Origin of the sequence: Pseudomonas sp. MG-9, from assembly GCF_018729515.1 — a bacterium.
GTDB classification, from domain to species: Bacteria; Pseudomonadota; Gammaproteobacteria; order Pseudomonadales; family Pseudomonadaceae; genus Aquipseudomonas; species Aquipseudomonas serboccidentalis.
This window is the reverse complement of sequence record NZ_JAHHZH010000001.1, coordinates 188,407-213,456: the sequence shown is the minus strand read 5'-3', so window position 1 is coordinate 213,456 and position 25,050 is coordinate 188,407. Positions and strand designations below refer to the sequence as shown.

General features: G+C 61.8%; 21 protein-coding genes. 13 read left to right on the top strand and 8 right to left on the bottom strand.

Annotation, left to right across the window (positions count from 1 at the left end; all coding sequences use genetic code 11):
• Positions 1-47 precede the first annotated feature (47 nt).
• Positions 48-479, bottom strand: coding sequence for a type II secretion system protein N (locus tag KKQ10_RS01070; RefSeq protein WP_215499785.1), 432 nt, complete (start codon positions 477-479; stop codon positions 48-50).
• A gap of 133 nt (positions 480-612) precedes the next feature.
• Here KKQ10_RS01070 and gspH point away from each other — a divergent pair, with 133 nt between their 5' ends.
• Both gspH and KKQ10_RS01060 read left to right on the top strand, forming a co-directional pair.
• The gene (gene gspH, locus KKQ10_RS01065) at positions 613-1,065 is read left to right on the top strand and encodes a type II secretion system minor pseudopilin GspH (RefSeq protein ID WP_215499783.1); all 453 of its coding nucleotides are present in this window, start codon (positions 613-615) and stop codon (positions 1,063-1,065) included.
• Positions 1,062-1,670 (top strand): type II secretion system protein GspJ, encoded by a 609-nt coding sequence (locus KKQ10_RS01060; protein WP_215499781.1) that lies wholly within the window; start codon positions 1,062-1,064, stop codon positions 1,668-1,670. The genes gspH and KKQ10_RS01060 overlap by 4 nt, the downstream gene beginning before the upstream one ends.
• A 216-nt stretch (positions 1,671-1,886) precedes the next feature.
• Here the strand turns inward: KKQ10_RS01060 and KKQ10_RS01055 are convergent, their stop codons facing one another.
• The 3 genes from KKQ10_RS01055 to KKQ10_RS01045 are packed head-to-tail and all read right to left on the bottom strand — an operon-like array spanning position 1,887 to position 4,095.
• On the bottom strand, positions 1,887-2,825 hold the full coding sequence (locus tag KKQ10_RS01055) for a FecR family protein (protein ID WP_215499779.1): 939 nt from the start codon (positions 2,823-2,825) through the stop codon (positions 1,887-1,889).
• A gap of 44 nt (positions 2,826-2,869) precedes the next feature.
• On the bottom strand, positions 2,870-3,421 hold the full coding sequence (locus tag KKQ10_RS01050) for an RNA polymerase sigma factor (RefSeq protein WP_215499777.1): 552 nt from the start codon (positions 3,419-3,421) through the stop codon (positions 2,870-2,872).
• Entirely contained in the window at positions 3,418-4,095 is a 678-nt protein-coding gene (locus tag KKQ10_RS01045) for a secretin and TonB N-terminal domain-containing protein (protein ID WP_215500371.1), read from the bottom strand. The genes KKQ10_RS01050 and KKQ10_RS01045 overlap by 4 nt, the downstream gene beginning before the upstream one ends.
• Before the next feature lie 207 nt (positions 4,096-4,302).
• Here KKQ10_RS01045 and KKQ10_RS01040 point away from each other — a divergent pair, with 207 nt between their 5' ends.
• On the top strand, positions 4,303-4,617 hold the full coding sequence (locus tag KKQ10_RS01040; protein WP_215499775.1) for a hypothetical protein: 315 nt from the start codon (positions 4,303-4,305) through the stop codon (positions 4,615-4,617).
• A 168-nt stretch (positions 4,618-4,785) separates the two neighbouring features.
• Here KKQ10_RS01040 and KKQ10_RS01035 read toward each other — a convergent pair whose 3' ends face one another.
• Positions 4,786-5,226, bottom strand: coding sequence for a carboxymuconolactone decarboxylase family protein (locus KKQ10_RS01035; RefSeq protein WP_215499773.1), 441 nt, complete (start codon positions 5,224-5,226; stop codon positions 4,786-4,788).
• Positions 5,227-5,541: 315 nt separating this feature from the next.
• Here KKQ10_RS01035 and pdxR point away from each other — a divergent pair, with 315 nt between their 5' ends.
• The 3 genes from pdxR (at position 5,542) to KKQ10_RS01020 (ending at position 7,991) form a co-directional block, all read left to right on the top strand.
• Positions 5,542-6,975 carry a MocR-like pyridoxine biosynthesis transcription factor PdxR gene (gene pdxR / locus KKQ10_RS01030; RefSeq protein ID WP_215499771.1) on the top strand — a complete coding sequence of 478 codons (1,434 nt, stop codon included), beginning with the start codon at positions 5,542-5,544 and terminating at the stop codon, positions 6,973-6,975.
• Positions 6,976-7,098: 123 nt separating this feature from the next.
• Positions 7,099-7,392 carry a putative quinol monooxygenase gene (locus KKQ10_RS01025; protein WP_127652248.1) on the top strand — a complete coding sequence of 98 codons (294 nt, stop codon included), beginning with the start codon at positions 7,099-7,101 and terminating at the stop codon, positions 7,390-7,392.
• A 197-nt stretch (positions 7,393-7,589) separates the two neighbouring features.
• The gene (locus KKQ10_RS01020; protein ID WP_215499769.1) at positions 7,590-7,991 is read left to right on the top strand and encodes a cupin domain-containing protein; all 402 of its coding nucleotides are present in this window, start codon (positions 7,590-7,592) and stop codon (positions 7,989-7,991) included.
• A gap of 217 nt (positions 7,992-8,208) precedes the next feature.
• On the opposite strand, the gene KKQ10_RS01015 is transcribed toward KKQ10_RS01020, so the two are convergent.
• A complete protein-coding gene (locus tag KKQ10_RS01015) occupies positions 8,209-13,104 on the bottom strand; it encodes an NAD-glutamate dehydrogenase (protein ID WP_215499768.1) in 4,896 nt (1,631 codons plus the stop codon).
• A gap of 505 nt (positions 13,105-13,609) precedes the next feature.
• On the opposite strand from KKQ10_RS01015, the gene KKQ10_RS01010 reads away from it, so the two are divergent.
• The 7 genes from KKQ10_RS01010 to KKQ10_RS00980 all read left to right on the top strand — a co-directional run bounded on the left by KKQ10_RS01010 (position 13,610) and on the right by KKQ10_RS00980 (position 21,074).
• Positions 13,610-13,963: a hypothetical protein gene (locus tag KKQ10_RS01010; RefSeq protein ID WP_215499766.1), complete on the top strand. Its 354-nt coding sequence runs from the start codon at positions 13,610-13,612 to the stop codon at positions 13,961-13,963.
• A gap of 268 nt (positions 13,964-14,231) precedes the next feature.
• Entirely contained in the window at positions 14,232-15,191 is a 960-nt protein-coding gene (locus KKQ10_RS01005) for an AAA family ATPase (RefSeq protein ID WP_003218556.1), read from the top strand.
• 5 nt (positions 15,192-15,196) lie between these two features.
• On the top strand, positions 15,197-16,141 hold the full coding sequence (locus KKQ10_RS01000) for a DUF58 domain-containing protein (RefSeq protein ID WP_215499764.1): 945 nt from the start codon (positions 15,197-15,199) through the stop codon (positions 16,139-16,141).
• On the top strand, positions 16,138-16,635 hold the full coding sequence (locus KKQ10_RS00995; protein WP_127652252.1) for a DUF4381 domain-containing protein: 498 nt from the start codon (positions 16,138-16,140) through the stop codon (positions 16,633-16,635). The genes KKQ10_RS01000 and KKQ10_RS00995 overlap by 4 nt, the downstream gene beginning before the upstream one ends.
• Positions 16,628-17,707: a vWA domain-containing protein gene (locus KKQ10_RS00990; RefSeq protein WP_127652253.1), complete on the top strand. Its 1,080-nt coding sequence runs from the start codon at positions 16,628-16,630 to the stop codon at positions 17,705-17,707. Before KKQ10_RS00995 ends, KKQ10_RS00990 begins: the two co-directional genes overlap by 8 nt.
• Positions 17,704-19,440 carry a tetratricopeptide repeat protein gene (locus KKQ10_RS00985; RefSeq protein ID WP_215499763.1) on the top strand — a complete coding sequence of 579 codons (1,737 nt, stop codon included), beginning with the start codon at positions 17,704-17,706 and terminating at the stop codon, positions 19,438-19,440. The genes KKQ10_RS00990 and KKQ10_RS00985 overlap by 4 nt, the downstream gene beginning before the upstream one ends.
• Positions 19,437-21,074: a BatD family protein gene (locus tag KKQ10_RS00980; RefSeq protein WP_215499761.1), complete on the top strand. Its 1,638-nt coding sequence runs from the start codon at positions 19,437-19,439 to the stop codon at positions 21,072-21,074. The genes KKQ10_RS00985 and KKQ10_RS00980 overlap by 4 nt, the downstream gene beginning before the upstream one ends.
• A gap of 97 nt (positions 21,075-21,171) precedes the next feature.
• Here KKQ10_RS00980 and KKQ10_RS00975 read toward each other — a convergent pair whose 3' ends face one another.
• Both KKQ10_RS00975 and KKQ10_RS00970 read right to left on the bottom strand, forming a co-directional pair.
• Positions 21,172-24,816 (bottom strand): RCC1 domain-containing protein, encoded by a 3,645-nt coding sequence (locus KKQ10_RS00975; RefSeq protein WP_215499759.1) that lies wholly within the window; start codon positions 24,814-24,816, stop codon positions 21,172-21,174.
• The gene (locus KKQ10_RS00970) at positions 24,779-25,024 is read right to left on the bottom strand and encodes a hypothetical protein (RefSeq protein ID WP_215499757.1); all 246 of its coding nucleotides are present in this window, start codon (positions 25,022-25,024) and stop codon (positions 24,779-24,781) included. Before KKQ10_RS00970 ends, KKQ10_RS00975 begins: the two co-directional genes overlap by 38 nt.
• Positions 25,025-25,050: the final 26 nt, after the last annotated feature.

The following is a 25,050-nucleotide window of genomic DNA, read 5'->3' as shown; positions in this document are numbered from 1 at the left end:
CGACATCCATCTAAACGACAAAAACAACCTAACTTCTATCCCACAAATCAGGGCCGAGTCAGCTTCGGCATCTCCACCCCCTCCCCCAACCTCTCCACCTCCAACCTCACCCTCTCCCCCCCCTGCTCAATCACCACCCCATCCCCCTCCACCGCCACCAACTTCACCCCCGGCCCCACCCTTTCCCCCTGCAAAAAACTCCTCGGCGGCCCATCGTTCAAACTCAAAATCGCCACCGCCCCGCGACTCCCCGCCATCACCCCGCTCACCTTGATGTCCACTGGTGCCGTCTGATTGGAAAACCACTGCAACGCCGGACTATCACTGCGCGCCGCGAGCATTTGTGGGGGTGCTGGTGGGGTGTGGGATTCGGCGGAGGTCAGGAGCAGCGACGACCAGGTCGCCACGCCCACCAGGGCGGCGAGCAGCGCGAGGGCCTGGACGGTTTGCGGGGGGGAAATGCGGGTGGTGAGCATCATGGGCTGAATCTCCTTTTAGTCCCTGCTGACAGGCTACGCGGCAATTCTCACGGTTTTATTTCACACGTCTTACATGTTGGCCGTGCAGGATGTTTTTTTGGGACGAGGCTGGACGCAAAGGAGCGCGCAACCGATGAACGTGGTCAAGCAACAGGGCTTTACGCTGATCGAGTTGATGGTGGTGTTGGTGATCATCGGGATCGCCAGTGCGGCGATCAGCCTGAGTATCAAGCCGGATCCGCTGCAATTGCTGCGCAAGGACGCCGAGCGGGTGGCGCAGTTGCTGCAGGTGGCGCAGGCGGAGGCCCGCGCCGATGGCCGGCCGATTGTGTGGCTGAGCGATGGCAAGGGGTTTCGGTTCAGTCGGCGCAGTGACAGCGGTCGCGGTTTCGAGCATTTCAAGGATGATCCGCAGTTGCGGCCGCGTCCCTGGCAAAGTCCGAAGCTGGAGGTGCGGGTGGAGCCGAAGCAGAAAGTCGTGCTCAACGCCGAGTGGATCAACCCGCCGCTGCAATTAACCCTGTCTGATGGGCTCAATCGCCTCAGTGTACTGCGCGATGCCAGTGGAAGGATCAGTGTGCAATGAACGATCAACGGGGCTTTACCCTGATCGAGGTGATGGTCGCGATTCTGCTGATGGCGGTGGTCAGTTTGATTGCCTGGCGCGGGTTGGACAGTGTGACGCGGGCGGACAGTCATTTGCAGGCGAGCAGTGAACAGAGCGACAGTTTGTTGCGGGCGCTGAATCAGTTGCAGCGTGATGTGGATATGCGCGCGGGGATTGAATTGACTGAGCCGAAGAAGGTTGGCGTGGATGATGAACCGCCGAGTGCGCCGCCTGCGTTGACCGTGCGGAGCAGTGACAGCAAGGGGTTTCGGCTGGATATCATTCGCAGTGCGGCGGATCAGCCTGGGGCGTTGCAGCGGGTGCGTTGGTGGGTCAAGGGAGACACGTTGTATCGCGCGGTGGCGGCGGCGAGCAGTCGGTATCCGTTGCCGGCGCCGGGGACTGGGGTGGCGGTGTTGAAGGATGTGAGTGATGTGCAGGTGCGGGTTTGGGAGGTGGATAAGGGGTGGCGGCAGTTGAGTGGTAATCGGCGGGAGGATCCGTTGGGGTTGGAGGTTCGGTTGACGCGGGAGACGGCGCAGGGGCTGGAGAAGTATCGGCAGGTGATGGGGCCGTTGGACTGACATATATCCCTGCACATTGGATATCCCTGTAGGAGCCTTCGGCAGCTCCTACATTGGGATTGGTGGCAGTCAGTTGGGGATTGGTTGACTGTGAGGCCGTCATCGCGAGCAGGCTCACTCCTACAATTGGATCGTATGCAGTGTGGGAGAGATTGGTCAGCTGTCGGGTCGTCATCGCTGGCACGCCAGCTCCCACAGGGGATGGTGGTGTTGGGGTTAGCTGAGGACGACCACGCCGCCCGGCAATTCGGTGCATTTGACGCCGTAGGCATCGCGGATCAGCAGTGCAACGCCGGCGAGTTGATCGAGGCTGAAGCGTGCCTGGACGCGGCGCTGGCCGAGATCACGGTTGAGTAGCAGCAACATGCCGGGGCGGTAGCGGTTGATCTCATCGATCATCTGACTCAGCGTCGCGCCATTAAACACCAGCACCTGCTGCCGCCAGTTCATCACCGCTGCGGTGTCGACGCTTTGCACCGTGCCAATCTGCTGCGCGTCGTAGGTCAGTTGCTCCCCCGGCTGCAAACGCAGGCTGCGGCCATCAACGTTGACGTCCACCGAACCATCAAGGCAGGTCACGCACACCTGCTGGTCGGTGTTGCGCAAATTGAACCGCGCCTGACTCGCCCGCAACCACCCGCCCCCGGCCTGCATCGCCAGTGGCAACCGCGCGGTCTGCACTTCGACTTCGCCGCTGACCAGCTCAAAGCCCTGCACACCGTCATCGCCGGCGCGCTGGTTGATGCGGGTTTGCGTGTTGAGCTCCAGGCTTACGCCATCGGCTGGCTCGAATCGCCGCTGCTGGCCGACCTCGGTAATGTAATCGGCGCCGAGTCCTTCGAAGCCACCGGGAATCGTCCCGCGCACCAGCAGGAACGCCGCCGATGCGGCAATCGCGCCGCCGAGAAAGGCGCGGCGACCGAAGCGCCGGGGTGCCTGCAATTGCTCCGCCGCCGGTTGCAGTTGATGCCACAAGCGCTTGGCGTCTTCGAACGCGCGGGCGTGCTCCGGGCTCTGTGCGCACCATTGGCGTAGTGCGCGGGCGTCGGCGACGGTGGCGCGGCCCGAGGTCAGCAAGATCAACCAGTCGCGGGCCTCGCTGTGCAGACGCTCGGCGGCTGAAGGCTCGGCAGGTGTCAGACGAAAGATGTTCAAACGCGCAGATTCTCAACGGATTAATCGGGACTTTTTACCCAGCTTCACTCTCTAGACGGTTTTCCGGCCCCGCGACCGAACCGCTGAAACACTTTTCTTTCCAGTTTCGCTGCGCAGTGGCCCAACGCGGCTTTGATTTCCTTCTCGACCATGCGTGTGGAGATGCCGAAGCGCTGGGAGATTTCCAGGTGTGGCGCCTCCTCCAGGCGCGCCGCGATGAAGATTCGTCGGCGGCGTGCCGGCAGCTCGTACAACGCGCTGAGCAGCGACTGGATTTCCTTTTGCCCTCCCACGACTCGCGCCGGGTCCAGGGCTTCGTCGCCGATTTGCAGCAGCTCTTCGACTTCGCTGCCGGTGAGCAGGCGCGCATCGGCCTGACGCCGGTCGGCGGCAATGTTCAGCGCCATGCGATACAGGTAGGCATTGGGCCGCAGCAGGTTGGGCGGCGTTTCCATGCGGTCGACCCGCAGGTAGGTTTCGTGCAGCACGTCGTTCGCCAGGTCTTCCGAGCCGAGACGGCGTCGCAAGCGCACCCGAAAGTCCTCGTAGGACGTCAGGAACAGCTGGACCATCGAACCTTGTCCGGTGTCTTTCATCCCCCGGAAACTCCTTCCCATTTGGTGCATTCCATGCGTTTCCCTGACGACTCCGGTAACAACAGCAACGTGACCGGCTGACGTAACGCGCTGGGCGTCGGCCGGTCGATCCTGAGATTGCGAAAGCTCTCCACCAGCGCGGTATCGCGCCGTACATCGCCGGTGGTGGTGACCAACCGGTTGTGCTGCACCACGCCGTCACGCCCGACCCAGACCTGCAACACCGCGCGATAGCTGCCCGGACGGGTCAGTGGCGAACGGCACAGGTTGCGCTCGATCGCCGCTTGCACGGCGGTGGCGTAGCTGCGACTCACGGCGGCGCTGGCCGGCGTGGTTTTTTCCAGGGGCGATGGCACGTCCTCGACCTGCGCCACCTGCAAGGTGAACGCATCGTCGCGGGCGTAACGCGCCATCAGCCCGCTGCCGCCGAGCAACCGGCGCAGCGCATCGGCAGCGGTGTATTCACCGTCGACCGCCAATGAGCGCCGACCGCGACTCAACTGGCTGTCGACCAGCACCGCCACCCCTGTGGCGTGGCTGTACTGATCCAGCGCCCGGGCCAGCTCCTGCGCCGGAATGTGCAGCGTCATACGCAGGTCCGTCGGCACCGATTCGGCTGTCGCCGCGCCGCTAAACCAGCCCAGCGGCCAGCCAAACAGCAACCCCAGACACATCCGGCGCACAAGCCTCGTTGAACGCTGAAAACTGTCCCTGGAACTGCCTCGCTGCACGGCTGACGAATCCTTGGAAATCGTCATCCTGATGGCTGTTTATGAATCTGGTGTGACGGGCGGTGCAAAAAAACCATCACGGGATTTGCGCGGGGCTTGCACTAGACTCAAGCCATAGCGCGGCCCTTCCGGGCCGGCCAGGAGGCGAGCATGAAAACACGGTGGCGATTCACCCTTGGCGGGCTGTTGCTGGCGGCGCTGTCGAGCGCTTATGCCGAGCAACCACTGGGCTGCGTGGAAGTGACAGTCGGCGGCTACAAGGCGCCGAATTACGACTGCCTGAGCCAGCAGATGGGCAACAACCCCGAAGGCGCGGCGGCTGCACAGAAGAATCAGCAAGCGCTGAACGTGCCGGTGAACAAGCGACCACCGAATCAGGTCGGGCTTGCGACGCCGGCGGGGACCAGTACGCGGATGGGTAATACCTTCGGCACGTCGGTGAAACCGCAGCGCCCTGCCAACTGAGGACCCTGTAGGAGCTGCGGCACGCTGCGATCTTTTGACTTTGATTTTTAAAGCAAGATCAAAAGATCGCAGCGTGCCGCAGCTCCTACAGGTTTTGTGTTGTTCAGTCGCGCAACCCGACGGGGGCAAGCCCCCTCGCCACAATAGATGTTCTCAACCCGGGCGCAATCAGTCGCTTGGGGTCTGGCGGAAGCTCACCGCCAAGCGATTCCAACAGTTGATGGTGCTCACGGCCATGGTCAGGTCGACCAGTTCGACCTCGCTGAATTGCGCCCTGGCCTGTTGATAGACATCGTCCGGCACATGGCTGTCGGCCAACAATGTCACCGCCTCGGCCCAGCCCAGCGCGGCCCGCTCGCGGGGATTGAAAAAGCCGCTGTCGCGCCATACCGCTATCGCATACAAACGCCGATCACTCTCCCCGGCCCGCCGCGCGTCCACCGAATGCATGTCAGTGCAGAACGCGCAGCCGTTGAGCTGTGAGGCGCGGATCTTGATCAGCTGCAACAGCGGCGCTTCGATGCTCAGGTTGCTGGTCAGCGCTTCCATGGCGATCATGGCTTTCATCGCCTTGGGCGATGCGCTGTAGTAGTCCAGACGCGGGGACATGGGCAGGTCTCGGAATGCGGGATAGTGGCTTTACGGTAAGCGCAGACCTGTCGGCGTTACAGCCCCAATTCCATGGAATATCGATACACCATTGCATCCCCGTCAAACACACAACCCCTGTAGGAGCTGCCGAAGGCTGCGATCTTTTGACTTTGGTTTTTTATAAACAAAAGCAAGATCAAAAGATCGCAGCCTTCGGCAGCTCCTACAGAGATGGGGACCAATTCCGGGTATTTGTGCTGCACAACTACTGCCACCTCAGCAAACAGAGTTAATCTGGCCGACACTTCAATCGCCCCCCGGAGCCGCGTCGGTATGGAACTGCATGTCGTGATCAATGGCCGCAAGGACCTGGCCGGTCAGTTGTACCAACAGCTGCGCAGTGCCATCGAATCCGGGCGGCTGGCGGCGGGCACGCAGTTGCCGCCCAGTCGTCTGCTGGCCGAGCAACTGGGGATCTCGCGCAAGACCATTTCCGACACCTACGCGCAGCTGACGTATGAAAATTTCCTCACCGGGGTCATCGGCAAAGGCACTTACGTCAATGCGCGCCCGGCGCAGATTCAGCGCAAGCAAAGCCACACTGAACTGGCCAGCGCCGAGGTGATCGAGCGCTGGCGCACCCTGCCGATGTTCCTGCAGCACCCGACGCTGCAAGGCTCGCTGCGCTACGACTTCATCGGCGGCGCCACCAGCAAGGGCCAGTTTCCCCATGACGACTGGCGCCGCTGCGTCGCGCACGCCATGCGCCAGATGGCCGCGTCCAAGGGTTTCTACAGCGTGCCCGAAGGCCTGCCGGCGCTGCGCCACGCGATTGCCGGGCACATCGCGTTCTCGCGCGGGATCAACTGCCAGGACGAAGACATCGTGGTGTGCAACGGTGCACAACAGGCGCTGGACCTGATCTCCCGCGTACTGATCAGCCCCGGCAGCCGGGTGGCAATGGAAGACCCGGGCTACCCGCCAGCGCGTCTGCTGTTCGGCTCCCACGGTGCGCAAGTGGTCGGTGTTCCGGTGGACGCCGAAGGCATTGTGGTCGAGCAGATTCCCGAGGGCACGCGGCTGATTTACGTCACCCCGTCGCACCAGTTCCCGCTGGGCATGTCGATGAGCCAGGCGCGCCGCGAAGCCTTGCTGGCCCGGGCCTATGAGCTGGGGGCGATCATCATCGAGGACGACTATGACAGCGAATTCCGCTACGAAGGTCGCCCCACCGACTCACTGCACAACCTCGATCAGCGCGGCATCGTCGCCTACATCGGCACGTTCTCCAAAACCCTGCTGCCAGAGCTGCGCCTGGGCTACGCGATCCTGCCGCCGGCGATCCTCGAAGCGGTGATTCGTGCCAAAAAACTCACCGACCAGCATGCCTCGACCCTGCCGCAATGGGCGCTGGCCAAGTTCATCGCCGAGGGTTGTCTGCTCAAGCACATCCGCCGCTGCCACGCGATTTACGCCCAGCGCCGCGAACGGATTCTGGCGCGCATGGCCACCGATCTGTCGCCCTGGCTCGACGCGGTGCCGGCCAGCGCGGGCTTCCACATGGCGGTGTTGTGCAAGGTGCCGATCGATTTGCCGCTGGTGATCGAACTGGCGAAAAAGGTCGAGGTCGGCCTGTACTCCATCGACATTTTCTATGACCAGCAACCGGTGAAGAGCGGCCTGTACTTCGGCTTTGGTGCCATCGAGACGCTGGACATCGACATCGCCCTGGATCGCCTGCGCGACATACTGCAACAAGTTGCGTGAATGATTGGTCTGGGCGATTAACCGCCGATTGGTTATTGGTGTTCACCGGGCGCAGGCCTATTCTGCACTGGCGTTATCCCTCAATGAGCAGGATTCGTCCGGCCTGATTCAGGAGTGTGAGCAATGTCCAACGAAGTGATCAACACCGTAGAGGTGCGAGCCGCCGCCGGCCGTTCGGAAGAACTCGGCCGGCAGTTGCAGAAGATCGTCGACACCCTGCGCGAAACACCGGGCTGCGACTCCTATATGGTCGACCGCTGCCCCGAGGACAACCATCGCTGGACGGTCAGTGCCCACTGGCAGTCGGAAGCGGCAATGCAGGCGCACTTCAACCGGCCCGAGGCGCAGGGGTTTATTGACCTGATCGATAGCCGACTGGCCAATAGTGTGGATTTCAACAGCTTCCCAATCGTTTAGAAGCAAGATCAAAAGATCGCAGCCTTCGGCAGCTCCTACTGGAAACGCATTCCACTGTAGGAGCTGCCGAAGGCTGCGATCTTTTGCTTTGGGTCAAGGCCAATTGGTCACCCGATCTTCCCGAATATTGGCCGTTTGCTCGCCCCACCCTGCAGACTACTGTGGTCACCAGCCCCTCCTCCAACAGGTGATCCGCCATGAAAGCCCTGCACCTCGTCGCCGCTGTTCTCGCTTTGTCTGTGTCTGCCGCTGCCCTGGCCCATGACCCGTCCGAGAAAGTCACGGTGCTGCAAGATCAGATGCTGAAAAACGCTCCCGACAAAAAAGCCATGATGATCGAGGTCGACTACCAGCCCGGACAGTCCTCCATCGCCCACAAACACGACGGCACCGCCATGGCCTACGTGCTGGAAGGCGAAGTGATTTCCCAGGTCAAGGGCGAACAGCCGATCACCTACAAGAAAGGCCAGTTCTGGTACGAACCGGCTGGCTCCGAGCATCTGGTGTCGAAAAACGCCAGCACAACCCAACCGGCGAAGTTACTGGTGTTCATGGTGCTGGCGCCAGACGAGCAAGTGCTGATCCCCCTGAAAAACTGATGGTTGTTTGAACAGCCATAAATAAAAAGACGGAGCACATAAGTTGTATTGACAGTAATGCCCTCATCGCGAGCAGGCTCACTCCTACAGGGGGAACGCATTCCAATTGCAGGACCGGGCTTGCTCGCGAAGGGGGCGGAACAAACACCACAAAAACCTCAGACATAAAAAAACCCCGGTATCTCACGACACCGGGGCTTTTTCATTCAACCACTACTCAGGCCGGCTCAAGCTCGGCATTCGCAGCAGCCGCAGGCACTACCGATTGACCGCTCAACGCGAGGTCAAGCAGTTCTCGGTTGGCCACTGCATACATGGCGTAGTCAGTGCCGCTCGCCGCACGGATTTCCACCAGCATGGCGCGCCAGCGCGAGATCATGCCTTCGTTCTGCGCCATCCACAGCGCCAGACGTGCTTCCACGTCCAGGGTGCCGTCGCCCTGTTGCAGGACCGAGATGGTGATCGCACGTTGCTGCCAGTCGATGTCATCACGGAACGCTTCACGGGCCAGGGCCTGCCAGTTGTTTTCAACCGGCAGCGCGCTGATCTGTTGCAGGTACCAGGTGATGTCCAGCGCACTGCCCACGGCGAAGTAAGCCTTGGCCACTTCGGCCGGGTCCTGGCCAGTGACGTCGGACGCTTCGATGATCGGCAGCAGGGTGTACAGGTGCGAGGTACCCGCCACCATACGCGCCAGCAACTCCGGAACACCGGCCGCGACGTAAGCCTGATAACGCGCCTGCCAGTTTTCACGGATTTCGCCGCTCAGCAGTTCGTCCAGCTTCAGGCCCAACTCCTTCAGGTGCGGACCGAAGTGCGCCACGTCACGGGCAGCGTTCTGCTCGTTGCGGCGGGCACGCAGGAACCAGCGGGTAGCACGGCGGCCCAGACGCATCAGCTCGTCCATCAGCTCCAGTTGCACGTCAGCGGAGACCTGGTAGTCCAACGCTTCAATCTGACGGAACCAGTGCGGGAGGTGGAAGATGTCACGCACGATCACGTAGGCGCCGGCCACGTTCGCCGGGCTCATGCCGGTCGACTCTTTGAGTCGTTGAACGAAGGTGATGCCCATGTGGTTGACCAGGTCGTTGGCGATCTGGGTGCTGACGATCTCGCGCTTCAGACGGTGACGACGCATGGCTTCGGAGAACTTGCTGACCAGGGTCGGCGGGAACGCCGTTTCCATGTCGCGGGTCAGGTAATCGTCGTCCGGCACCAGCGAGTTCAGCAGCTGTTCCTTGAGGTCGATCTTGCTGTACGAGATCAGTACCGACAGCTCGGGACGGGTCAGGCCATGGCCTGCCGCAACGCGCTCGTTGATCTGCTCTTCGGTCGGCAGGAACTCGATGGCACGGTCCAGCTTGCCACGGCCTTCCAGATCGCTCATCAGACGCTTGTACTCGGCAATGCGCTCGTAGGCACGACGTGCCGCCAGAGACAGGGCCTGAGTCTGCTTGTAGTTGTTGCCCAACACCAGACCACCGACTTCGTCGGTCATGCTCGCCAGCAACTGGTTGCGTTGCTTGTCGGTCATGTCGCCGGCCTGAACCACTTCGTTCAGCAGGATCTTGATGTTCACTTCGTGGTCGGAGCAGTCCACGCCACCGGCGTTGTCGATGAAGTCGGTGTTGGAACCGCCGCCATTGAGACCGAATTCCACACGACCCAGTTGGGTCATGCCGAGGTTACCGCCCTCGCCCACCACTTTGCAGCGCAGCTCGTTGCCGTTCACGCGCAGCGCGTCGTTGGCCTTGTCGCCCACGTCGGCATGGCTTTCGGTGCTGGCTTTCACATAAGTACCGATACCGCCGTTCCACAGCAGATCCACCGGCGCCTTGAGCAAGGCGTTCAGCAGTTCGGTCGGAGTCAGCTTGTCGGCCTTGATGTCGAAGCGTTCTTTCATCTGCGGCGAAATGGCGATGCTCTTCGCGCTGCGCGAGAAGATACCGCCGCCTTCGGACATGATGCTGGTGTCGTAGTCGGTCCAGGCCGAACGCGGCAGATCGAACATGCGCTGACGCTCGACGAAGCTGGTGGCCGGGTTCGGGTTCGGATCGATGAAGATGTGCATGTGGTTGAAGGCCGCGACCAGTTGCAGCTTGTCGGACATCAACAGGCCGTTACCGAACACGTCACCGGCCATGTCACCCACGCCGACCACGGTGATGCTGTCTTCCTGGACATTGATGTCGCGCTCGCGGAAGTGGCGCTGTACGCCAACCCACGCGCCCTTGGCGGTGATGCCCATTTTCTTGTGGTCGTAACCGGCCGAACCACCGGAGGCGAACGCGTCACCCAGCCAGAAGCCGTAGTCGATGGCGATACCGTTGGCGATGTCGGAGAAGGTTGCAGTGCCCTTGTCCGCGGCCACTACCAGGTACGGGTCATCGTCGTCATGCCGCACGACGTTGGCCGGCGGTACCAGCGCGCCGTCTTTCAGGTTGTCGGTGATGTCCAGCAGACCCGAAATGAAGATGCGGTAGCAGGCGATGCCCTCGGCCGCGATCTCGTCACGGCTGCCGCCCAGTGGCAGACGACGCGGCAGGAAGCCGCCCTTCGCGCCCACCGGCACGATGACCGAGTTTTTCACTTGCTGGGCTTTTACCAGGCCGAGGACTTCGGTACGGAAGTCTTCTTCACGGTCGGACCAGCGCAGACCACCACGAGCGACGTTGCCGAAACGCAGGTGCACGCCTTCGACGCGTGGCGAGTAAACGAAGATTTCGAACTTCGGTACTGGCTTCGGCAGTTCAGGAATCGCGTGCGGATTGAACTTGAAGCTGAAGTACGACTTGTTCTGGCCGTTGGCATCCGTCTGATAGAAGTTGGTGCGCAGGGTGGCTTTGATCAGGTCCAGGTAACGACGCAGGATACGGTCTTCGTTGAGCACCTGAACGTCGTCCAGTGCACTCAGAATCGCTTGTTCCAGACGCTGTTGCTTGTCTTCCAGATCATCGCTGCCCAGCTTGCGCGCCAGGTAGAAACGGGTCTTGAACAACCGGGTCAGCTCGCGAGCGATGTCGGTGTGGTTGTTCAGGGTGCTGGCGATGTAGCCCAGGTCGAAGCCCAGACGGATCTGCTTCAGGTAACGGGCGTAAGCACGCAGCAGCGCCACGTCGCGCCATGGCAGACCGGCGGTCAGCACCAGACGGTTGAACGCATCGTTCTCGGCATCGCCACGCACGATGTGGACGAACGCGTCCTGCAGGGTGTCGTTGAGCTGCTGGATGTCCAGCTCCAGGCCTTCGGCAGCGGTGAACGCGAAGTCGTGAATCCAGAACTCGCGGCCGCTGGTGTGACGCAGACGGTACGGGAATTCACCCAGCACGCGCAGGCCGAGGTTTTCCAGAATCGGCAGCACGTCGGACAGTGCCAGCGGGGTGTCGGCGTGGTACAGCTTGCAATGCAGCTCGCGCTGGCCGGAGGCCTGGCCCAGCGGCTGATAGAAGCTCATCACCAGCGGATTTTTTTCGTTCAGGCTCAGCAGGTGCTGCATGTCGACCACGGCCGAATGCGCCGCGAAACGCTCGCGGTAACCGGCCGGGAAGCCTTTCGGGAAGTCCGCCAGCACGTTGGTGCCGTGGGCTTCGCCGAAGCTCTCGACGGTCAGCGCGGCGTAGTCGTCCTGCCAGCTGCGGCAAGCCTGTACGACTTCTTTTTCCAGCAGCAGCGGGTCGATGTCGAGGCGGTTCTTCGGATCGACGCGCAGGATCAGTTGCACGCGGGCCAGCACGGACTCGGAGAAGAACGTCCAGAACTCGCAGTCGGTGGCCTTCAGGCGCTCCATCAGAACCTGCTGGATCTTCTGGCGCACTTCGGTGGAATAGATGTCGCGCGGCACGTAGGCCAGGCAATAGCAGAAGCGACCGTACGGGTCTTTGCGCAGGAACACGCGGATCTTGTTGCGTTCCTGGATCTGCACGATCGACATCACGGTGCTGAACAGTTCGTCGACCGGGGTCTGGAACAGGTCGTCACGCGGCAGCACTTCGAGCACCTGCGCCAGTTCCTTGCCCAGGTGAGCCTTGGACTGGAAGCCGGAACGGCGTTCGATTTCTTCGACCTTGCGACGGATGAACGGGATGACCCGCACGCTCTCGCCATACACCGAGGAGGTGTACAGGCCCATGAAGCGGTGTTCCTTGATGACTTTGCCGTCGGCGTCGATTTCACGGATCGACACGTAGTCCGGGTAGGCCGGACGGTGCACGCGGCTCGGGTGCGCAGCCTTGGCGAACGACAACAGAGTCGGTTCGCGCAGGTAGTTCACCGCGTAGTCTTCGATGTGACGGTCTTCGTTGGTCAGACCGGTGCGCAGCAGTTTGGTCAGACCGAGGAAGGAATTCTGGTCGTACTCGATATGGCCGCCATCGGCCTGATCGACAACGGTGAACTCTTCGTAGCCGAGGAAGGTGAAGTGGTTGCCCACCAGCCATTCCAGGAAGCTCTTGATTTCGGTCTTTTCGTCGGCATCGACGGCGAATGCGCTGTTATCGAGCTTGGTGAGGATCTCCTGCACCTTGGCCTTCATCGGCTCGAAATCAGCGACCGCGACACGCACTTCACCGAGCACCTGTTCCAGCTCTTTGCTCAGCACATTCAGTTCGGCGGCGTTGGCGCAGCGGTCGATTTCCAGGTACATCAGCGACTCGTGCAGCACGCCTTCGCCGGTGCTGCCCTTTGGCAGGATTTCCAGCAGTTCGCCCTTGCTGCCACGACGCACGCTGAGCACGGTGGTTTGCAGGGTGTGGATGCTGTAGCCGCGACGGTTCAGCTCGGTGCGGACCGAGTCGACCAGAAACGGCAGGTCGTGGTGCAGCACTTCGACCGCGGTGTGGGTCGACTGCCAGCCATGACGCTCGTAATCAGGGTTGTAGACGCGCACTTGCGGTTGCGCGTGATCGAAGCGCTCAAGCAGGCGCCACGCGGAAAGAGTACAGCCAGCGAGGTCGGAGAGGCGACGTTGGGTCAGCTCGTCCAGGGAAATGATGCCGAAGAATTGTTCAGCGAACAGCGCCACTTGTGGCAGTGCCTGTTCACTGATGTGCTGCGCCAGTGCCGCTTGCAGTTGGTGCTGGAAGTCGGCTTTGCTGGCTGCGGTGAAGAACGCCATCTGTGGTACTCCGCTTAAGCTTGTTATTGATGGAAAGCGTCGCGTGCAACACCCCTTTCGGGGCTTGTGTCGCCCTGTTCCTGATTCTCGGGCAGAGGAAACAGGGGGACAGGTGGGTGAAGCTGGACGAGACACTCAGGTCACATTCACCTTCCATTGAATGGGCATCTGCAAAAACGACTGTCGGGGCTGCCGACAATGTCTTTACGGGTGCTCATCCGTTGCGCAGCTTAATGGGTGCGACAATGTGTCTGCTTGCGGTGCTGCGACATATTCGGTCATTGGCACGTAAACAAGGGATCTGGCACCGATAAACACTAGCATTCATGGAGGAAAACGGCGGCTTGAATGCCCGTTTTTACGGTACAGGCGTGCCAGAAATGACCATTGACCTGCGTCGCGTTCACGACACATCCTCTGACACTCTCACATGCAGAAATTCCCGAGGGCTGGCAGAATCGCGCCCAATTGCGACCAACACGCCCGCCGAGGCAGGAATTCCCCCATGCAAATGACCACCGCCCTACTGATCGTCAACCCGTGCGATGACGAAGAAGACAACATGGCCATGCTCTGCTGCCACAGCGACAAGGGCGATATGTTTCTGATGAGCCGTTATCCGGACGAGGATGAACTGGAGATCACCCTGGACGGCGAGCCTTCGACCCTCGACGGGGTGAAAGTCACCCTGAGCAAGACGCTGCTGAAGATCGAGATTGCGGCAGCGGATGCCGATGCGCTGAATGGGGATGATGTGCTGGAGATCAGCTTCAACCCGGATATGGTTGATCTGGATGAGGTTGAAGAAACCCTGAAGAATATTCTGGATGGCACCGGGACCTATATCAGCCAGATTTGATGTCGACTGGACTGGCCCCATCGCGAGCAGGCTCACTCCTACAGTACGGTGCATGACGGCCCATTGTAGGAGTGAGCCTGCTCGCGATAGGGCCGGTACAGGCAACCAATCACTTCCCTTCTACAAAAATCCACCAAATCCCCCGGTCATTTCCCGCACTTTGCGCAAAATGCCGTTAGTCGCCACCCCCCTCGATGGATTAAAGTAACGCCCCCAGCCCCGGCGTTATCCGAACGCCTGCGGCCACCCTTTCCAGGAACAGTCACCGATGGAACATCGTGAAGCGCTGCTAGCGCTGCGAACCTTTCTTTCAACGCAGATTCTCGGCCAGGAAAAACTCATCGAGCGCTTGCTCATCGCCCTGCTCGCCGACGGCCATATGCTGGTCGAGGGCGCTCCGGGTCTGGCCAAGACCAAAGCGATCAAAGAACTCGCCGAGGGCATCGAAGCCCAGTTCCATCGCATCCAGTTCACCCCGGACCTGCTGCCGGCCGACATCACCGGCACCGAGATCTATCGCCCGGAAACCGGCAGTTTCGTGTTCCAGCAAGGGCCGATCTTCCACAACCTGGTGCTGGCGGACGAAATCAACCGTGCCCCGGCCAAGGTGCAATCGGCACTGCTCGAAGCCATGGCCGAACGTCAGGTCAGCGTCGGGCGCAGCACGTACGAGCTGTCGCCGCTGTTCCTGGTGATGGCCACGCAAAACCCGATCGAGCAGGAAGGCACCTATCCGCTGCCGGAAGCGCAGCTCGACCGGTTCCTGATGCACGTCAAAATCGGTTTCCCGGACGCTGCCGTCGAACGCCGCATCCTGCAGCAGGCCCGTGGCGAAGCGCTGAATGGCGAAACCAAACCCGAACGCCGGGTCAGCCAGCAGGCGATCTTCGCCGCGCGCAAGGAAATCCTCGGTCTGTACATGGCCGACGCCGTGGAGGAATACCTGGTGCAACTGGTCATGGCCACGCGCACCCCGGCCAAATTCGACCCGGAAATGGCCGAGTGGATCGCCTATGGCGCCAGCCCGCGCGGCTCCATCGCCCTCGACCGCTGCGCCCGTGCCCACGCCTGGCTGGCCGGTCGCGACTTCGTCAGCCCCGAAGACATTCAGGCGGTGCTGTTCGACGTGTTGCGTCACCGCATCATTCTGTCGTTTGAAGCCGAAGCCGCCGGCATCGATCAGGATCGGGTGGTGCAGCGGATTCTCGACGTCGTAGCCGTCGCTTGACCCCCATGAACACCCCTCTGCCGTCCGAACCGGGCATCCGCATCAGCCTCACCGACCTGATCGAGATGCGTCACCGTGTGCGCGAAGTGCAGCTGTTTTCCACGCCGAGCCAGCGCAGCCCGTTGATCGGCCTGCATCACTCGAAATTCCGTGGCCGTGGGGTCGACTTCGATCAGGTGCGGGTCTATCAGGCCGGCGACGACGTGCGCACCATCGACTGGCGCGTCACGGCGCGCACCCAGGAGCCGCACACCAAGCTGTTCCATGAAGAACGCGAACGGCCGATTTTCATCATGGTCGAGCAAAGCACGCAGTTGTTTTTCGGCTCCGGGCTGATGTTCAAGTCGGTGCTCGCCGCACAAGCGGCAGCGCTGATCGGCTGGGCGGCGCTGGGCCATAACGACCGGGTCGGCGGGTTGGTGTTCGGCGACAACGAGCATTACGAAATCAAGCCGCGCCGCAGCAAGCAGAGCCTGTTGCAGTTGCTCAACCGCCTGGTGAAGGTCAATCAGTCGCTGCACAGTGAACGTGAACCGGACCGCGACGCCCTCGGTGTGGCCCTGCGCCGGGCCCGTGAAGTGTTGCGCCCGGGCAGCCTGGTGATCGTGATCTGCGATGAGCGTGCGCTGTCCGACAGCGCCGAGCAGCAACTGAGCCTGCTGTCGCGCCATTGCGACCTGTTACTGCTGCCGCTGTCCGATCCGCTGGATCACGCGCTGCCCGCCGCCGGTCTGTTGCGATTCGCCGAAAGAGGCGCCCAGCTGGAGCTGGACACGCTGAATTTCGAGCTGCGCCAGACCTATCGCGCGCAGGCAGAAGCCCGCATCGCCCGCTGGGAACTGCTCGCGCAAAAGCTGCGAGTGCTGTTGATGCCGCTGAGCACGCAAAGCGAAATGGTCGAGCAGATGCGTGAGTTCCTCAATCCGCAGCGTCCGGGGAGCGGTCGATGAACGGCCTCGAGCAACTGCAGCCACTGATTTCCCCACCGCCGATCGACTTCTGGCCGCCGGCGCCGGGGTGGTGGCTGCTGATTTTATTGCTGCCGCTGCTCGGGTTCGCCGCGTGGCGCTTGCGTCGGTTCATACCGACCAGAAAGCGCCCGATCGTGCGCGCCGAGCAACCGCTGGACCCGGTGCGCATCGCTGCGCTGGCCGAACTGGCGCAGATGCCCAAACCCTACGACGGCGCACCGGCCGGGGCTTGGCTGCAACAGCTCAACGGCTTGCTCAAGCGTCTGTGCCGCAACCACTACCCCTACAGCCAGAGCCATACGCTCAATGGCCGCAAATGGCTGGCGTTTCTCGACAACCGCTGCCCGGCCGCCGGCCTGACGCGCTGGATGGTGTTGGTCGAAGGCGCCTACAAACCCGAATGCAAACTCGACGACAAAGCCATCGCCGGCCTGACCCAAGCCGTCGAAACCTGGATTCGCAAACATGTTTGAGTTCGCCTGGCCGTGGATTTTTCTGCTGTTGCCGCTGCCGTGGCTGATGCGTCTGGTGCTGCCGGTGGCCGACAGCGGTGAGCCGGCGCTACGCGTGAGTTTTCTGGCCGACCTCGAAGGCCTGGCGCGGCGACGTGCCCGCGCCAACCTGCCGGCATGGCGCCAGCAAGCACCGTTCATGCTGCTGTGGCTGTTGCTGCTGAGCGCCGCCGCTCGCCCGCAATGGCTGGGTGAGCCGTTGCCGATTGCCGCCAGCGGGCGCGATCTGCTGGTGGCGGTGGACGTTTCCGGCTCGATGGATTTCCCCGACATGCAGTGGCAGGACGAAGACGTCAGCCGCTTGTCGCTGGTGCAGCACCTGCTCGGCGATTTCCTTGAAAGCCGCGACGGCGACCGGGTTGGCCTGATCCTGTTCGGCAGTCAGGCGTACCTGCAGGCACCGCTGACCTTCGACCGCCACACCGTGCGCGTCTGGCTCGATGAAGCGCGCATCGGCATCGCCGGCAAGAACACCGCCATTGGCGACGCGATCGGCCTGGCGCTGAAACGCCTGCGCATGCGCCCGGCGCAAAGCCGGGTGCTGATTCTGGTGACCGACGGCGCCAACAACGGCGGCGAAATCGATCCACTGACCGCCGCCAGACTGGCCGCCAGCGAAGGGGTGAAAATCTACCCGATCGGCATCGGCGCCAACCCGCAGGACAGTGGCAGCACTGGCCTGCTCGGGGTCAATCCGAGCCTGGACCTCGACGAACCGGCACTCAAGGCCATCGCGCAGGCCACCGGCGGCCAATACTTCCGCGCCCACGATGGCAAGGAACTGCAAGCGATCAAGGACACCCTCGATCAACTGGAGCCGGTGACCCAGCAACCCACGCAGGCGCGTCCGGCGCAAGCCTTGTATCAGTGGCCGCTGGCGTTTGCTCTGCTGCTGAGCCTGTTGCTGGTCGCCCGCGAATTGTGGCCGGACAACCCGCTGCAACGCCTGTTCACCAAGGAGCTGTATCTGCAAAGTCCGCTGCCTGACTGGCGCGAGCGCCTCAAACGCCTGCGTCTGCGGAGGCGCCGATGATCGCGCTCTGGCCGCACTGGTTCCGCCCCTGGTGGCTGTTGTTGCTGCCACTGCTGGGCTGGCTGCTCTGGCAACTCTGGCATCGGCAGAAACGCGCCGGGCGCTGGCAGATGATTCTGCCGCCGGCGTTTCACTCGACGCTGCTCAGCGGTGGTAACGGACGCGACAGCAAGCTGCCGTGGGTTGCCCTCGGTGTGGCATGGCTGCTGACCCTCGTCGCGCTGCTCGGGCCGAGTTGGGAGCGGGTCGAACAGACCAGCCAGAAACCCGCCGATCCGTTGGTGGTGGTGCTGGAGCTGACCCCGGAAATGCTCGCCACCGATTCACCGCCCACCCGCCTGGAACAGGCCCGGCGCAAGCTGTTCGACCTGTTGCAGGCACGCAGCGATGCGCAGACGGCGATCGTCGTCTACGCCGGCAGCGCGCACACGCTGGTGCCGCTGTCGGATGACCTGGCGACCAGCCGCAATCTGCTCGACGCGCTCAAGCCGTCGCTGATGCCGGAAAGCGGCCACCGCGCCGATCTCGGCGTGAGCAAGGCGCTGGCGTTGCTCAAGCAAGGTGCGCTCGGTCAGGGGCGGATTCTGCTGATCGGTTCCTCGCTGACGGAAGAAGAACGCCAAGGCATTCGCCGCGCCCTGAGCCAGCAATCGGCGCCAATGCTGATGCTCGGCATCGGCACCGCTGAAGGTGCACCGATTGCCCAGGAAGACGGCAGTTTCCTCAAGGACGAACAAGGCGCGATCCGCGTGCCGCAACTCGATAGCCCGAGCCTCGGCGCCTTCCTCGCCAGTGTCGGCGGCGAATACCACCCTGCCCGCCTGGACGAAGGTGATCTCGGCGCCCTCGGCCTGCTCAACGGCCCACGCAGCCTGCGTGACGATGGCCAGACCGTGCGCCTCGACACCTGGGCCGATCAGGGTTACTGGCTGTTGTTGCCGCTGTTGCTGCTGGCTGCCTGCGCCGGGCGGCGTGGCTGGCTGTTCTGTATGCCGCTGCTGTTGTGCCTGCCGCAGCCAAGCTACGCTTTCGACTTCGAAGACCTGTGGCTGCGCCCCGACCAACAGGGCCTGCACCTGCTCAAACAGAAGCGCCCGGGCGAAGCCGCCGAACACTTTGAAGATCATCAGTGGCAAGGGGTGGCGTTGTATGAGGCCGGCGATTACAGTGGCGCCGCTCAGCGTTTCGCCGAAGGCAGCGATGCCCGCGCCCACTACAATCGTGGCAACGCCCTGGCGAAAAGTGGTGAGCTGGAAGCGGCCATCGATGCCTATGAACAGGCGCTGGAACTGCAACCGGACTTGCGCCCGGCACTGACCAACAAGGCCCTGGTGGAGAATCTGCTCAAGCAGAAGAATGCCCCGCCGCCGGCAGAACCGCAGACACCATCGGCCCAACCGAACGTGCCCGGTGATGAACCACCACCGGCGACCGCACCGCCACCGGCAGTCAAAAGCGACACCCCGAGCGAGGCTCAGCCCGGCGAGTCGGCCAGCGAACCGCCGCCGACCACCCCGCCGCAACCGGGGCCTAATGAAGTGCCAGGCAGCGATGAGGCGCAAGAAACGAACAGCGTGCCGACGCTGCGCCCGAACGAGGACAACCTCGAAGGCGAGCAACGTCAGGCTCTGGAACAATGGCTGGGCAAGATCCCCGACGACCCGGGCGAACTGCTGCGACGCAAATTCTGGTACGAACAGCAACAACATCAGGATCAGGAAAATACTCGATGACCCGCTTCACCGCTCTCTTGCTGCCCCTGCTGATCTGCACGGCCATCGCCCAGGCGGCCGAGCTGACGGCCAGCGTGGATCGCAGTCGCCTGAACTCCGGCGAGACGGTCGAGCTCACCCTCGAAACCAGCGATGTCACGCAGTTCGGCAAGCCCGACCTGACCCCGCTGGAGCCGTTGTTCGAGGTGCGCGGCACGCGCCAGGTCAATCAGTTGAACACCCTCAGTGGCGACAACCGCGCCACCACGCGCTGGATCATCACCCTGCTGCCAAAAGAAAACGGCAGCGTGGTCATTCCGCCGCTGCAACTGGGTGACGTGCAAAGCCAGCCGATCACCGTGCAAGTGGTCGAGAGCGACACCCGCGAAGAGAAAAACAACCCGGCCCCGGTGTTCATCGAGGCCAGCCTCGACCAGTCCAGCGTGTATGTGCAGGCGCAGGCGATCCTGACGCTGCGCATTTACCACTCAGTGTCGCTGTACGACGACAGCAACCTGTCCCCGCTGCAAATCGCCGATGCGCGGATCGAGCAACTGGGCGACACGCGCACCTATGAGAAAGACATCAACGGCGTGCGCCATGGCGTGATCGAGATGCGCTATGCGATCTACCCGCAGCACAGCGGTTTGCTGAGCATCGCCGCGCAGACGTTCAGCGCCACGCTGGTCGACACCCAACCGACTCAGGATGCGACCGCACAAGGCCCGAAACCGGGCAAGCTGCTGCGCGTCAGTTCCGCCGAGATTCCGCTGACGGTCAAACCGAAACCGCTGACCTACCCCGCCGATGCGCCGTGGCTGCCCGCACGCAGCCTGAGCCTGAGTGAAAGCTGGAACCCGGAGCCGGAGCACACCCAGGTCGGTGACTCGCTGACCCGCAGCCTGACCCTGAAAGTCGAAGGCCTGGCCAGCTCACAGTTGCCCGCCCTGCCTGCCACCGAAACCAACGGCCTGCGCCGCTACCCGGATCAACCGGTGTTGAGCAACCAGAGCGGCGAGCGCGGCCTGATCGGCAGCCGTGAAGAACGCGAAGCGCTGGTGCCCAGCCGTAGCGGTTCGATCGAGTTGCCGACGGTCGACGTGGTCTGGTGGAACACCTTCGAAGATCACCTGGAACACACCAGCCTGCCGGCGCGCACCCTGCAAGTGGCGAGCAACCCGAGCCTGCAGGTCGACACCCCGGCCGGCACCCTGCAATCGGCCAGCGTCGACAGCGACACCCTGTGGTGGTGGAAACTCAGCACCCTGATCCTCGCCTGCACCACCCTGCTCGGCTTCGGCCTGTGGTGGCGCGCACGCTGGCAACCGGCGATCCTGCGTGCCGCACAAACCGGCCCGAGCCCGCGTACATTGCTGGACGACATCAAACGCGCAAGTCAGGCCAACGATCCGCAAGCGACGCGGCAGGCGCTGGACGCCTGGGCCCGTCAACAACCGGAAACCCTGGCGGACATGGCGGCGCGGTTTGTGCCGTTGTCCGACGCCCTCGACGGCCTCAACGGCGCGCTGTACAGCGAGACCGGCCAACATTGGCAGGGTGAGGATTTGTGGCGGGCAATCCGCACGATTCCGGCGGCCGAACGAGTACAGGATCCGGTGGGTGACAGCGGGCTGCCGCCGCTTTACCCGAAGTAAAAAGCAAAAGATCGCAGCCTGCGGCCGCTCCTGCACGGGACAACCGTATACCCTGTAGGAGCTGCCGCAGGCTGCGATCTTTAAGGCTTTCAGGCAATTACCTTGTCGTCCTCACGTCACTTTCTGCTGCCTCTGTTGCCACTGCCGCCAGGCGTTCCTCACGCATTCCCAAGCCACGGGATAGCGCTGTGGCTTCGTAGAAGATTTTGCCATTGAGTTGGTCCGCCACCGCGTCGCTGTTGCCGCCAGCCGAACCAGGCCCCCAGGTCACGATTTGTCCGCTGGAAGTCAGCGCGGCGATGGCATGGGTGTTGCCATAAAGGGCGCGGACGTTGATCAGTTTGGCCGCAACGGAGTCCGGAATTTTTCCGCCCAATTCAGTGTTCCCCCAAACGACAACGAAGCCGTTGGCGCGCAGTGCGGCAAACGCGGCTCGCGCACATACGATTTGTACGATGTCAGTCAGTGCGGCGACCGGTGCTGGAACTGCCTGGGCTCCCCAACCCACTACGCGACCGCTGCCGAGCAGTGCCACAAATGATCCATAATTGCCTGTCACAGTCCGAATATCCGTCAGCGCGGCGATCGGCGCAGGAACGCTTGCGCCATATGTTTTATTCCCCCAGGCAACCACACTGCCATTGCTGCGTCGTGCGGCAAAGGCTCGCTCGGTACTGATCAGCTCTATGATGTCTCTAAGCACTCCAATCTCTGCAGGCACGACAGCCCCGGACCCGTCGTATCCCCATGCCGCTACCGCACCATTGGCCCGAAGCGCGGCAAAGGAATAAGCGGTAGCGACTATATCGACGATGTCAGTCAAAGCTGCGATTGGCGCAGGCGCATTACCTCCGTAACGCTCGTCCCCCCAAGCCACTACCGAACCATTGGCCCGAAGCGCGGCAAAGGCGTAAATATTGCCAATCACTTTGACGACGTCCTTCAACGCAGCTATCGGCTCTGGAAGTGTTGCACCCAAACCAGGGTTTCCCCACGCCACCAAACTCCCGTCGCGACGCAACGCACTGAACGCATAACCATTGCCGCTTACCGCCACGATATCCCGCAACAGACTGATCGGCTCAGGCACAACACCTCCATCCGTACTCCGCCCCCAAGCCACCGCTCCACCACTGGCCCGACGCGCCGCAAAGGCATAACCGCAGGCACTCAGCGCGACCGCGTCGGCGACGTCAGGCAGCAACGGACCCAGGTCACCCCCACGACCAGCGTGCCCCCACGCCACCAGATTTCCACGATCCGTCCGCGCCGCAATGGCTGCATAATTGGCTGAAGAGGAAGATATAAAGTTACCGTTCCCACACACGTTCATCGGATTGATCACCACCTGATCATCACCGGTCCGCACATGCAGCAGCCGATCCGGCAAGGTGTCACGGAACGTGGTACCGCTGATCTCGCTCTCCTCGCCGTTGTAACGCCACCAGGCCTTGATCGGCTGCCGGGTAGTGGCATCCAGCGCGGTCAACCACGAAGCCCCGCCACCATAAATCTGGTAATTGCCCCGCGACCGCGCGCCCATCACCAGCAAACGGCCCGTCCCCACTGAGGCGAGCACGTCATAAACAGCCACCCGCGAATAGTGGCGGCCACCGGTTTGACGCAACACCGTGCAATCCAGCGAAATATCCCGTCCGATATTTGCCAGTACCACCGACCTGGGCACGGTTATCAGCTTGTCACGCCCCGCTTCCCCGGCCCCCACTCGAAACGGCACAATAGCCGTCCCACCTCCGGCGATGCCGATCCAGCGAACCTCGCCGCTGTCGCCAACGTTCAGACCATACGCCGCTGCAATGCGCACTGTTATGCCAACACCCGGCACCGCGCTTACATCAATCTGATCACCACGCGCACCATCGACAGTAGGCGGATCAAAATCCAGCAACGAATTGCCGACGCGTAACGTCAGGGGGAACGAGTAACCCAGGGTTTTACCGTCACGCAGGATAAAGTAGTCACTGACGACCCGGCGATTGACGTTGTTGGTCACGAACTGTTTTGGCACCGTGAACGGCACTTCCTTGCCTTCGGTTTGCGAAGTCAGCCGGAGCCAGTCACTGGTGCTGCCGTTACTGGCCGAACCGCGCCAACGATAATGCACCTCGTCGCCGAACAACGTTTCAAGGTACGGCACAATCAATTTACAGCCCAGAGGCGGTACGGCTTCCGGGTCGAGCAAGGACGTGCCGGGCACCGCCTCGTCCACGCGCGGCACCTCAAACAGCGGCAGCACCTCGCCCACCTGCATCTCGAATCGCAACGACTCACGTACGTTGCGCGCTGATTCTTCGTCATCGTTGGCAACGGTATAGAACACCGCAACCTTCAACCCGTCGAAACGCTGGATCACCGCACGGGCGACGTTACGCAACACTGGTTCATCATCCGGCACATTGCCGACCGAGCGTGCGTCTTCGTAATACACCGTGCCACCTTCGGGCCGGGTAGCTTCCCAGATCACTGTCAGCAGATCACTGGGGGCACGCCCCGGATACCATCCAACTCGCACGGTGGCCCATTGTTCATCCGGGTCCAGTGTTCCTTCAGGGGCCTCGTCTACCGTAGGTGGCGACAAACGGAAGACCTCCCCCGTCACCGTGATACCAATGCTCTTCGACGGCTGATCAGTCCCGCCCGCTCGCTTCAATACATAGGAAACACTGGCCCGGCCTTTGGCAATGGCGCGCACTTTTTGATTCGGAATGTCGAAGCTGAGCGCGATGCCAACCCGCGTGACCGACAACTCCACGGGGCCGTGATTGATCGTCGCCCCCTCGGCGGTGATGCCTTGCCAGAACAGTGCAACGACATCGTTGAGTCTGAAAGCGCTGCTGGGGGTATTCACCAGAACGGTGACGTCCTCATCGTTCAATACCTCGAGATCGATGACGTCACTCTCCGGATCGGCTTGCACCACGATGGGCGCATCAAGGCGATTGCCTTTCAGATCCACAAGGATTTTGGTTTCCGCCGACCAAGGTGATCGCGGGTCTGGATAATTGCCGCACTCATCAACCACCTGATAGGCCACACTTGTCCCGGCGCTGTCACCTGCCTGCTCAATCATGCTTTGGTCGATGTTCACAACAACCGGGTTGCCAATCGGGTCGTCGATATGACGTTGCTCGACCTCGACGATTTTCTCGACGCTGCCCCACGCCACCTTCACACGATCGTGGATACGCATGAAAAGGTACGGCAGGATCGTGATCAGCACACCGATCGCGGCCTCTTCAGGGCCGACGCCGTGGTCGATGATGCTTTGGGGAATGTGATAGCGAAGGTTCTGGTGACCGGGGGTACCAAGGTCGTCGTCATCACCCCCGGGGCGATCCCGCTTGACCAGTATTCTCAATGGCGGGGTCTCCTCCGGTCCCTGCGTAGGGCGGGTTACTCTGTAGAACACGGGATAATTGTCGCCGTTGCGGATGCCCGCCTCGTCGAGAGTGATTTTGAGTATTTCGTTTTCATCTTCTGTGTCGATGACTTTGCTGTAGACCGAGTCCAGAAAACTGCCCCAGAAAATTTCAAGAACATCGCCATCCTTCATGACCAGCCAAGGCAACACCAGAAGCTCTACACCGCCCTCTACCCCCGCCACCGGTAAACCTCCGTCATAACCTTCAACGGGCCTCCTGAGCTTGCTGATGATCAAGGGCTTGAGTGAATTGATTCCCGGATCAGAAGAAGATGTGCCGAACGCTGTTGTCGATTTCATGAAGGGCGACTCCGCGATGGTAGAAAGCCATCGACCTGATGGTCTGGCGAAACGGATATTCCACCACCCGGTTCCAAACACTAGCTACTGTCAGATCTGACAGTCGCGACAGGCGGCATGCCGCTCTCTGTATCAACATCAACGCGCGCCATTGAGTTTGCCGGTAAACTCCCTCCTCTTTTGCCGCCTTCATTTCATCTGCGGCCATCACCTCCTTAACTGTTGCGGAGTCCA

Excerpts from the sequence above, each read along its gene's own strand:
- KKQ10_RS00985 (WP_215499763.1), top strand. The coding sequence starts at position 17,704 with ATGATCGCGCTCTGGCCGCACTGGTTCCGCCCCTGGTGGCTGTTGTTG.
- KKQ10_RS01050 (WP_215499777.1), bottom strand. The coding sequence starts at position 3,421 with ATGAAAGACACCGGACAAGGTTCGATGGTCCAGCTGTTCCTGACGTCC.
- KKQ10_RS01070 (WP_215499785.1), bottom strand. The coding sequence starts at position 479 with ATGATGCTCACCACCCGCATTTCCCCCCCGCAAACCGTCCAGGCCCTC.
- KKQ10_RS01040 (WP_215499775.1), top strand. The coding sequence starts at position 4,303 with ATGAAAACACGGTGGCGATTCACCCTTGGCGGGCTGTTGCTGGCGGCG.
- KKQ10_RS00980 (WP_215499761.1), top strand. The coding sequence starts at position 19,437 with ATGACCCGCTTCACCGCTCTCTTGCTGCCCCTGCTGATCTGCACGGCC.
- KKQ10_RS00990 (WP_127652253.1), top strand. The coding sequence starts at position 16,628 with ATGTTTGAGTTCGCCTGGCCGTGGATTTTTCTGCTGTTGCCGCTGCCG.
- KKQ10_RS01020 (WP_215499769.1), top strand. The coding sequence starts at position 7,590 with ATGAAAGCCCTGCACCTCGTCGCCGCTGTTCTCGCTTTGTCTGTGTCT.
- KKQ10_RS00970 (WP_215499757.1), bottom strand. The coding sequence starts at position 25,024 with ATGGCCGCAGATGAAATGAAGGCGGCAAAAGAGGAGGGAGTTTACCGG.
- KKQ10_RS01010 (WP_215499766.1), top strand. The coding sequence starts at position 13,610 with ATGCAAATGACCACCGCCCTACTGATCGTCAACCCGTGCGATGACGAA.
- KKQ10_RS01005 (WP_003218556.1), top strand. The coding sequence starts at position 14,232 with ATGGAACATCGTGAAGCGCTGCTAGCGCTGCGAACCTTTCTTTCAACG.
- KKQ10_RS00995 (WP_127652252.1), top strand. The coding sequence starts at position 16,138 with ATGAACGGCCTCGAGCAACTGCAGCCACTGATTTCCCCACCGCCGATC.
- KKQ10_RS01035 (WP_215499773.1), bottom strand. The coding sequence starts at position 5,226 with ATGTCCCCGCGTCTGGACTACTACAGCGCATCGCCCAAGGCGATGAAA.
- gspH (WP_215499783.1), top strand. The coding sequence starts at position 613 with ATGAACGTGGTCAAGCAACAGGGCTTTACGCTGATCGAGTTGATGGTG.
- KKQ10_RS01045 (WP_215500371.1), bottom strand. The coding sequence starts at position 4,095 with ATGTGTCTGGGGTTGCTGTTTGGCTGGCCGCTGGGCTGGTTTAGCGGC.
- KKQ10_RS00975 (WP_215499759.1), bottom strand. The coding sequence starts at position 24,816 with ATGAAATCGACAACAGCGTTCGGCACATCTTCTTCTGATCCGGGAATC.
- KKQ10_RS01025 (WP_127652248.1), top strand. The coding sequence starts at position 7,099 with ATGTCCAACGAAGTGATCAACACCGTAGAGGTGCGAGCCGCCGCCGGC.
- KKQ10_RS01000 (WP_215499764.1), top strand. The coding sequence starts at position 15,197 with ATGAACACCCCTCTGCCGTCCGAACCGGGCATCCGCATCAGCCTCACC.
- KKQ10_RS01060 (WP_215499781.1), top strand. The coding sequence starts at position 1,062 with ATGAACGATCAACGGGGCTTTACCCTGATCGAGGTGATGGTCGCGATT.
- KKQ10_RS01015 (WP_215499768.1), bottom strand. The coding sequence starts at position 13,104 with ATGGCGTTCTTCACCGCAGCCAGCAAAGCCGACTTCCAGCACCAACTG.
- pdxR (WP_215499771.1), top strand. The coding sequence starts at position 5,542 with ATGGAACTGCATGTCGTGATCAATGGCCGCAAGGACCTGGCCGGTCAG.